The organism is Pseudomonas sp. SDO5522_S412 (assembly GCF_054071215.1).
The window spans coordinates 1-8,701 of the sequence record NZ_JBSVWQ010000236.1 but is presented as its reverse complement, the minus strand read 5'-3'; the positions used below and the strand labels follow the sequence as shown (position 1 = coordinate 8,701).

Genomic DNA, 8,701 nt, shown 5'->3' with positions numbered 1-8,701 from the left:
TTGCTTACTTTTGCGCTGTTCAAAAGTGAGCCGCTGTAAGAGCGGAACCAATAGCGGCCGTTACCGCAGCAACGGATATGTACTCAAACCTCACGCCCCCCCAAGGCCGAGCTGTTGCCTGACCAACACTTCCCACACACATTGTCGTTTTCAGCAATCCCCCAACCCTCCAATCCCCCCTGTTTACAGGCCCAAAAACCCGGCATGCCTTGTGCAATGACCCAGTTCCCGGACTTTAGGCCTGACCCATCATGCAAGAACCCGCCCCTTACCCGCGACGATCCAGCCCGTTGCTCCTTATCGGCACCGCCACACTCTGCGGCCTGCTCCTGGGCTGTGGCCAAGGCAGCTCCACCGTCACACGCAGTGACCAACCGGTAAAGGGCGGCACCCTGGTCTACGCCACCGACCGCGAACCCACCTGCCTCGACCCCCACGTGGCCGGCGACATGCCCCAGGTGTTCGTCGCCCAGCAGTACCTCGACTCCCTGGTCTCGATGGACGCCGACGGCCGCATCGGCCCCTGGCTCGCCAAGACCTGGGAAGTCTCCCCCGACGGCCTGACCTACACCTTCCACCTGCGCAACGACGTGCACTTCACCGACGGCACCCCGTTCAACGCCGCGGCGGTCAAGGCCAACCTCGACCACATGGCCAACCCCAAGACCCAGTCCAGCACCGCAGGCGGCTACATCCGCCAATACCGCAGCACCGACGTGCTCGACGAATACACCGCAGTGGTGCACCTGGCCACGCCGTACGCGGCCTTTCTTGAAGTCCTCGCCCAAGGCTTCCTCGGCATCGAGTCCCCCACAGCCCTGCTGCGCTCGCGCGATGTGAACTGCGAAAGCCCGGTCGGCAGCGGCCCGTTCAAGGTCGTGCGCTGGGACCGGCAAAGCCAGGTCGAGCTGGTGCGCAACCCCGACTACAACTGGGCGCCACCCACCGCCAAGCACCAGGGCCCGGCCTGGCTCGACCGGATCGTCTGGAAGTTCATCCAGGAACCTTCCGTGCGCTTCGCCTCGTTGCAGGCTGGCGAGGTCGACGTGATCGAAGCGTTGCCGCCCGAATCCCACGAGGCCGCTCGACGCAACCCGGACCTGACCCTGGTGATCGCCCAACGCCCCGGCAACCCCACCAACGGCACGCTGAACATTACCCGTGCGCCGTTCGATGACGTGCGAGTGCGCGAAGCCTTCGTGCGCAGCTCCGACATCGAGGGCGCGTTGAAGAGCGTGTACTTCAACGAATTCCCCCGCGCCGGCGGGCCGCTGAGCCCTGCCACGCGCTTTTACAGCCCGGAGTTCCAGCACGCCCAGGATTACGACCCGGCCCGGGCTGCTCAGTTACTCGACCAGTCCGGCTGGACCCAGCGCGACAGCGAGGGCTACCGCACCAAGGACGGCAAGCGCCTGCAAGTTCACGTGGTGATGGGCAACCGCACGCCACCGTCGGAATACACCTTGTGGGAACAGGTGCAGGCCACCACCCGGCAGGTCGGCTTCGAGCTGATCGTCGACCAGATGAGTGACGTACAGGCCACCAAACGCCAGGCCGACTGGGACTACGACATTCGCCTCGGCTACTGGAACACCAACACCGCCGACGTGCTGCGGATCATCTTCGGCAGTGAGTTCATCAGCCCGGCGGGTGTCGGTGGTTACCACCAGAACACCGCAGGCTTCAGTGACCCGGCGTTCGACACGCTGATCCGGCAAGCCCTCACCACCCAGGACAGCGAGCAGCGCCGGGCGCTGTATTACCAGGCGCAGAAAATCGCTTCCAGCCAGTACCTGCAATTGACCACCTACCCGCAAAGCACGCGGCTGGGTATCTACAAGACCACCCAGGGCGTGCGGCTGGAGCCGTCGCTGGCGGTGACTTATCTCTATGACGCATGGGTGAACAAATGAGCGACACATCACTTGCCAACCCACGGCGCGAGCGCCTGGCCCGGCTCGGCAAACGTGCGCTGTGGCGCCTTGCCGGCGGCGTGCTGGTGCTCTGGGCGGTGGCCACGCTGACGTTCTTTGCCTTGCGCCTGATGCCCGGCGATCCGGTGCAGGCGATCCTTGGCGGCCCGAGCGGCAACCCCACCCCCGAGACCATCGCCGAAGCCACCCGCGAGTACGGCCTCGACAAACCACTGGCGGTGCAATACGCGTTGTACCTCGGGCGACTGGTGCAGGGTGACCTGGGGGTTTCCTATTCCCAGCACCTGCCGGTGACCCGCGTCCTCGCCGAGCAATCCTGGCCGACCCTGGAGCTGACCCTGACCTCGCTCGCCCTGGCCTGGGTCCTGGTGCTGGCGCTGACGGTGCTGACCGCCGGCCGGCGACGCTGGGTTGCCAGCCTGGCCTCGTTGGCCGAAACCCTGGCCGCCGCGCTGCCGCACTTCTGGCTGGGGATTCTGCTGCTGGCGGTGTTTGCGTTCGGCCTGCGGCTGTTCCCGCCGGCAGGCAGTGATGGCTGGCGCACCCTGGTGTTGCCGTCGTTCGCCCTGGCGATTCCGCTGGCCGGGTTTATCGCCCAGGTCACCCGCGAATCCCTGGATTTGACCCTCGACCAACCCTTCATCCTGACCGCCCGCACCCGTGGCCTGAGTGACTTCAACGTGCGCTTCAAACACGCGTTGCGCCACGCCGTGTTGCCGGGCATCTCGCTGTCGGGCTGGGCCATCGGCGCGCTGATCAGCGGTGCCGTGGTGATCGAAGTGATTTTTTCCCGCAAGGGCCTCGGCCGCCAGTTGTACCAGGCGGTGCAGGCCCAGGACCTGCCGCTGACCATCGGCATCAGCCTGGTGGTCGCCGCCGGTTACGTGCTCGCCAATATTCTGGTCGACCTGCTGTACCTGTGGGTCGACCCTCGCCAACAGGAGCTTCCAGCATGAGTGGCCTGACCCTGGAAACACCGCTGCCCGCGCTGCGGATTCAGCGCACCACTCGCACGCTGCGCCTCGGCCCGCTGTTGGCGATTACCTTTCTGTTGCTGGTGATCGTCGCGGCGCTGGTGCCGCAGTTGTTCGCCTACAGCGACCCGCTGGCCATCGTGCCCCGCGATGCGTTTCATTCGCCGAGCCTGGCCCACTGGTTCGGCACCGATCAGTCGGGGCGGGATATTTTTTCGCGGGTGATCCATGGCACCCGCCAGTCGTTGTTCATCGGCCTGGCAGCCACGGCGATTGCGATGACAATCGCCATTGTGCTTGGCCTGTTGGGCGGGCTGGGCGGCGCGCGGGTGGACCGCGGCGTGGGCTGGTTGCTGGAAGTGCTGTTTGCGTTTCCGAGCCTGATCCTGGCGCTGTTGTTCGTGGCGATTTTCGGCAGCGGCATCGGCCCGCTGATCGTCGCCACCGGGCTGGGCAGTGCACCGGGTTATGCGCGGATGGTCCGTGGCCAGGTGCTGGCGGTGCGCAACGCGGGCTATATCGAAGCCGCCCGGGCCCTCGGGCATCCGCCGCTGCGCATCATCCTGCGCCAGTTGCTGCCGAACGCCATGCGCCCGCTGATCGTGACCCTGACCATGGGCGTGGGCCAGGCGATTGTCTGGGCCTCGGCCCTGAGTTTTCTCGGCCTGGGCGCCCGTCCGCCGGCACCGGAGTGGGGGACCATGTTGTCCATGGGCCGCGACTTCATCGCCAACGCCTGGTGGCTGACGTTCTTCCCCGGGCTGTTCATCGTATTGACCACGCTGTCGACCACGGTCACTGGCCGTTACCTGCAACAACGCCTGGAGGGCCGTCTTTCATGAGCGACCAGAAACGCTTGATCGTTGAAGGGCTGTCCATCGAGTTTGCCGGGCAGTCGGTGGTGCGCAATCTGTCTTTCACCCTGGAGCCTGGCAAGACCCTGGCGCTGGTGGGCGAATCCGGCTCCGGTAAAAGCGTCACCGCCCGCAGCCTGATCGGCCTGGCGGGTGCGGGCGCGAAGGTTACGGCGCGCACCTTGAGCTATGACGGTGTGGATTTGCTCAGCCTGTCGGAACGCGGCTGGCGTCGTTTGCGTGGCAATGGCATCGGCTTCGTGTTGCAGGATGCACTGGTGTCCCTCGACCCGTTGCGGCCGGTGGGCAAGGAAATTCTCGAAGTGCTGGAGACCCATCGCTGGGGCGACCGTCGCAGCCGTGGCGAACGCGTCATTGAACTGCTGGACCTGGTGGGCGTACCCGAACCGCAACTGCGTGCGCGCCAGCGCCCCGATCAACTCTCCGGCGGCCTGCGCCAGCGTGCGCTGATTGCCAGCGCACTCGCATTGAACCCCGGCCTGGTGATTGCCGATGAACCGACCACGGCGCTGGATGCCACGGTGCAGGCGCAGATCCTGCAGGTATTGCAGCAGATCAAGGCCCGTGGCGATTCTCTGCTGATCATCAGCCATGACCTGGCAGTGGTCGCGCAATTGGCGGATGAGGTGCTGGTGCTGCGCCACGGCGAAGTGGTGGAGCAGGGGCCGATGGATCAGGTGCTGCTCAACCCGCGCCACGCCTACACCCGCTCGCTGCTGGATGCGGTGCCCGCCGAACATGCCCGTGGCACACGCTTGTCGCCGGAGCGCAGCAACGCGGTGGCGCAACCACGGCCGGGCGCGGATTCGCCGGTGTTGCTCAAGGCCTCCGGGCTGGGCAAACGGTATGTCGGCCCCGATCAACAGTCGCGCCAGGTGGTGGACGACGTCAGCTTCGAGCTGCGCGCCGGCCGCACCCTAGGCATCGTCGGTGAATCCGGCTCGGGCAAAACCACGGTGGCGCGTATCGCCCTCGGGCTGCTGCAACCGGATGCCGGCGAGGTGCGTTTTCTCGACCAGCCATGGGCCGCGGCAGGCACCGAACGGGTCGAGGAGAAAACCCGACGCCTGCATCGCCGCGACATCAGCGTGATCTATCAGGACCCACTGAGTTCGTTCGACCCGCGCTGGACGGTGGGGCAGATCCTCAGTGATGCGCTGGACGTTGCCGGTATCGACGCCGAGCAACAGGCGGCCCGCGTGACACAGTTGCTCGACCAGGTACGCCTGGCGCCGCAATTGGCCGAGCGCCGACCGTTGCAACTGTCGGGCGGGCAGCGCCAGCGCGTGGCGATTGCCCGGGCGATTGCCAGCAACCCCAAGGTGATTATCTGTGACGAGCCGGTGTCGGCGCTGGACGTGTCGGTGCAGGCCCAGGTCCTGGATTTGCTGGCTGACCTGCAAGCCTCGCTGGGCCTGGCCTACCTGTTTATTTCCCACGACCTCGGGGTGATCCGCCACGTCAGCGACGAGGTGCTGGTGATGCGCCACGGCCAGGTGGTGGAAAGCGCCAGCGTCGAGACGTTGTTTGAATCGCCCCAGCACGAATACACCCGGCGCCTGCTGGGCGCGGTGCCACGCCTGCCCGGCAGCGGCACGCAGTTGGTGGTGCCGGCCCTGGAGCCGGAAAACCCCGGCTGGCTGTTTGATGAATCGCGCCTGTGGAAAATCGCCATCTAGACCTGAATCAAGGAAGTGCCATGAGCAAGTTGTCTGCTGTACCCACGCCGCCGGTTGTAACGGTGGCCGAACTGAACGCCCGCGCCGACCGCATCCTGCCGCAGATTGCTGCCGGCGCTGCGCAACGTGAGCGTGACCGCCAACTGCCGTATGAGGCCGTGGCGCAGATCGCCCAGGCCGGGTTGTTTACCGTGCGGATTCCCAAGCGGTTTGGCGGCGCCGGTGGTTCGGTCAAGGACGTGATTGCCTTGCTGATTCGCATCGCCTCGGCCGACTCCAACGTGGCCCAGGCGCTGCGCCCCGGTTTCGGGTTTGTCGAAGGCCTGCTGGCGTCCCGCGCCGAGGGGGCGGAGGAGGAGCGCGAGCGTTGGTTCGGGCGCTACCTGCAAGGCGCCGTGATCGGCAATGCCGGCTGGGAAGTCGGCGGTGCCAACGGTTCGATCAGTGCGCGCATCGTGCGTGACGGCGAGCACTTTCGCGCTTGCGGCAGCAAGTACTACAGCACCGGTTCGTTGTATGCCGATTGGGTCAGCGCCGTCGCCCTGGACGAGAATGACCAGCCCGTGTCGTTCATCCTGCCCCGCGACCGCCAGGGCCTGGAGTTGCTGGATGATTTCGACGCCATGGGCCAGCGCCTGACCGCCAGTGGCACCACCCATCTGCATGATGTGCAGGTGTTGGCCAGCGAGATCCGCACCCGCACCGTCGAGGAAGGCAAGCGCACGATTGTCACGCCGTTCCTGCAAGTGTTCCTCGCGGCGGTGCAGGCCGGTATTGCGCGTAATGCGCTGAATGATGCGGTGGCCTTTGCCAAGGAGCATGCGCGGCCGATCAAGCACAGCAGCGCCACGCGCTCAGTGGATGACCCGTACGTGGAACTGAGCGTGGGCGACGTTTCAGCCCGGGCTTTTACCGCCGAAGCGGTGGTGTTGCACGCGGCGGACTCCATTGACCGCGCCTGGGCTGCGGATCTTGATGCGGTGGCCGTCGACCAGGCGGCAGTGGACGTGGCCCAGGCGCAATACATCGCGGCCGAGTCGGCGCTCAAGGCCGCCGAGCTGGTGTTCGACGTGGGTGGCGCTTCCACCACCGGCCGCGCGCATAACCTGGACCGGCACTGGCGCAACGCGCGCACCGTGGCCAACCACAATCCCCGGCACTGGAAAGCCGCAGCCGTGGGCGCCTGGCAACTCAAGGGCACGCCGCCTCCGACATCGGGGCTGTTTTGAACAAAGCCCTCGACCTTTCACACCCCTTGGGCGAGGTGGGCACCGGGCATGCGCGCCGGGTGCCGATGATCATCGGCTGTGCGCTGTTCATGGAACTGATCGACGCCACGGCGGTGCTCACGGCGCTGCCGCAGATGGCCCAGGATTTCGGCGAGCCCAGCGTGCGCATGAACCTGGTGGTGTCGCTGTACCTGTTGGCGGTGGCGCTGTTCGTGCCGGTCAGCGGCTGGGCGGCCGACCGGTTCGGGCCGCGTCGGGTGTTTATCAGCGCCATCGTGCTGTTCACCCTCGCGTCGGTGGCCTGTGCCTGCTCGGGCTCGCTGTTGCAACTGTCCCTGGCGCGTTTGGCCCAGGGCGCCTCGGGGGCGATGATGGTGCCGGTGGGGCAGGTGATCCTGCTGCGCTGGTCGGCGCGGGAAAACCTGCTGCGTGCCATGTCGTACCTGACGGTGGCGGCGCTGGTTGGGCCGCTGCTGGGCCCACCGTTGGGCGGGCTGTTGGTGACGGTGCTGTCGTGGCACTGGATCTTCCTGATCAACCTGCCGATCGGCGTGCTTGGGGTGATCCTGGTGCTGCGCTATATCCCGGACTATTCCGGGACACCCGGCCAGCCATTGGACGTTCCCGGCCTGTTGCTCAGCGGCGTGGCATTGGGCGGGCTGGTGTTCGGTTTCGAGGTGCTGGGCCACGGCCTGTTGCCGCGCCAGTGGGCGTTGCTGCTGATTGGCGGCGGGCTGTTGAGTGCCTGGCTGTATGTCCTGCATGCACGGCGGACGGCGTACCCGTTGATCGATTTTTCATTGTTGAAAATCCCGACCTTCGCGGTGAGCTTCTGGGGCGGCAACCTGATGCGCATCGGCAGCGCGTCACAGCCGTTTTTGCTGGTGTTGCTGTTCCAGCTGTGTTTCGGGCTTAACCCGTTGCAGGCGGGGCTGCTGAGCGTGGCCGGTGGCGTGGGGGCGTTGCTGATGAAAATGCTGGCAGTACGGATTGTCAGCCGCTTCGGTTTCCGGCGCACCTTGATCGGCAATGCGGTGCTCACCGGTGCAACCATCCTGGCGTGCAGCCTGTTCGAGGTATCAACGCCTTACTGGATTGTAATACTGGTGTTATTTGGCAGCGGGATCATTCGCTCGCTGCAATTCAGCACCCTGGGGGCGTTGACCTATGCCGACGTGCCACCGGAGCAATCCAGCCGCGCCAGCAGCCTGTCGGCGATGACCATTCAGTTGACGTTGAGTTTATCGGTGGGCATCGCGGCGGGGCTGCTCGGTTTGATCATGGCCGTGCGCGGGCATGCCACGGTCGAGCAGAGTGATATCGCCTGGATCATGGCGGGTGCCGGATTGCTGTGTGCCTTGTCGGGGCTGGTTTATCGCAGGCTGTCGCCCCAGGCGGGCTCGGCGATTTATACAAAACGCGCAGAGGGAATGTGATGATTCGGGCAGCACGTATCGAGGACGCAGGTGATATTGCCTGGGTGCATATTCGCAGTTGGCAGCAGGCTTATCGTGAACTGATGCCGGCGGATTACCTGGCTTCGCTGGAGGCGACACAGCCTCGGCGTGAAGCCTTTTGGCGGCAGTCGATTGAGCAGGGGAGCGAAGCTGTGTTTGTCGCGCAGGTCGAGGGGCGTGTGGTGGGCTGGATTGTTGTCAGCTCGAGTCGTGATGAGGATGCTGATCCAGGCGTAACCGGTGAAGTGCAGGCGGTGTATGTGCTGGCCGAGCATTGGGGAACGGGGGTGGGCAGGGCGCTGTGGCTCAGGGGGCTGGAGCATCTCGCGAGCCTGGGGCTGGAGACGGCGACGTTGTGGGTGCTCGAGGGAAACCACCGGGCACTACGCTTTTACCGAAACGCAGGATGGATAGCGCAGCCCGAATCAAGCCGCACCCTTACTAGGGGCGGTCGTGAGTTGGAGGAAGTTCGCTACCAATCCCAAAAGTGACGCTGAACCTGTGGCGAGGGAGCTTGCTCCCGCTGGGCTGCGCAGCGGCCCCAAAATCCTGG

7 protein-coding genes are annotated in these 8,701 nt (G+C 65.4%); all 7 read left to right on the top strand.

Annotated elements, in window-relative coordinates; all coding sequences use genetic code 11:
- Nucleotides 1-251 precede the first annotated feature (251 nt).
- The 7 genes from ACW9I6_RS27895 to ACW9I6_RS27865 are packed head-to-tail and all read left to right on the top strand — an operon-like array spanning nt 252 to nt 8,639.
- Nucleotides 252-1,913 (top strand): ABC transporter substrate-binding protein, encoded by a 1,662-nt coding sequence (locus ACW9I6_RS27895; protein WP_023659005.1) that lies wholly within the window; start codon nt 252-254, stop codon nt 1,911-1,913.
- A complete protein-coding gene (locus tag ACW9I6_RS27890; protein WP_003219850.1) occupies nt 1,910-2,890 on the top strand; it encodes an ABC transporter permease in 981 nt (326 codons plus the stop codon). The genes ACW9I6_RS27895 and ACW9I6_RS27890 overlap by 4 nt, the downstream gene beginning before the upstream one ends.
- Complete coding sequence (locus ACW9I6_RS27885; RefSeq protein WP_003219852.1) at nt 2,887-3,750, top strand: ABC transporter permease; 864 nt, start codon at nt 2,887-2,889, stop codon at nt 3,748-3,750. Before ACW9I6_RS27890 ends, ACW9I6_RS27885 begins: the two co-directional genes overlap by 4 nt.
- Nucleotides 3,747-5,462, top strand: a complete 1,716-nt coding sequence (locus ACW9I6_RS27880) for a dipeptide ABC transporter ATP-binding protein (RefSeq protein ID WP_177141512.1) — start codon at nt 3,747-3,749, stop codon at nt 5,460-5,462. Before ACW9I6_RS27885 ends, ACW9I6_RS27880 begins: the two co-directional genes overlap by 4 nt.
- A 20-nt stretch (nt 5,463-5,482) precedes the next feature.
- Nucleotides 5,483-6,691 (top strand): acyl-CoA dehydrogenase family protein, encoded by a 1,209-nt coding sequence (locus ACW9I6_RS27875; RefSeq protein WP_457340068.1) that lies wholly within the window; start codon nt 5,483-5,485, stop codon nt 6,689-6,691.
- Nucleotides 6,688-8,127 (top strand): MFS transporter, encoded by a 1,440-nt coding sequence (locus tag ACW9I6_RS27870; RefSeq protein ID WP_457340067.1) that lies wholly within the window; start codon nt 6,688-6,690, stop codon nt 8,125-8,127. The genes ACW9I6_RS27875 and ACW9I6_RS27870 overlap by 4 nt, the downstream gene beginning before the upstream one ends.
- Nucleotides 8,127-8,639: an N-acetyltransferase family protein gene (locus tag ACW9I6_RS27865; RefSeq protein WP_457340066.1), complete on the top strand. Its 513-nt coding sequence runs from the start codon at nt 8,127-8,129 to the stop codon at nt 8,637-8,639. The genes ACW9I6_RS27870 and ACW9I6_RS27865 overlap by 1 nt, the downstream gene beginning before the upstream one ends.
- The last annotated feature ends 62 nt before the right edge of the window (nt 8,640-8,701 follow it).